This window comes from Cytobacillus oceanisediminis 2691, from assembly GCF_007678455.1.
GTDB classification, from domain to species: domain Bacteria; phylum Bacillota; class Bacilli; order Bacillales; family Cytobacillaceae; genus Mesobacillus; species Mesobacillus oceanisediminis_A.
Map to the genome: position 1 here is coordinate 1 of NZ_VEEP01000052.1, position 385 is coordinate 385.

At 42.6% G+C, this 385-nt stretch carries 1 protein-coding gene; it reads left to right on the forward strand.

Annotated elements, in window-relative coordinates:
• Positions 1-183 precede the first annotated feature (183 nt).
• Positions 184-385 (forward strand): hypothetical protein (locus FS736_RS23450; protein WP_144481526.1); only part of this gene is annotated, 202 nt, incomplete at its 3' end.

Here is a 385-nt window from a genome sequence, read left to right on the forward strand (position 1 = left end):
TGTGTGTTGTTTATGAAAAGTATTGTAGTTAATGTAGGGTTGTATTTTTTGTTGTTCAGAATGTGGATAGTTTTGTTGGGTTGGATAAGGAGAGTGGGGAATAATGGGGTTTGGTGTGGGGGGATTGTATTTTTGTAAAAGGTTGAGGTGTGGAATGAGAGAAGGAGGATGTGGAGGAGGTTGATGGAGGGTGAAGTTGGTGATGAAGTGATTTTGGGTGGGAATGTGGGGATTGTATGGAGGGTTGAGGTGAGGGTTGATGATGTTGTGGTGTTTGATTGGGATGAAAGTGGGATGGGTATGTGTGTTGGAAAAGGTGTTTGGGTGGGGAAAAGTGTGTTTGTGGAATTGATAGTTGTGTTTTGGAGGGAGAGGGTGTTTTTTT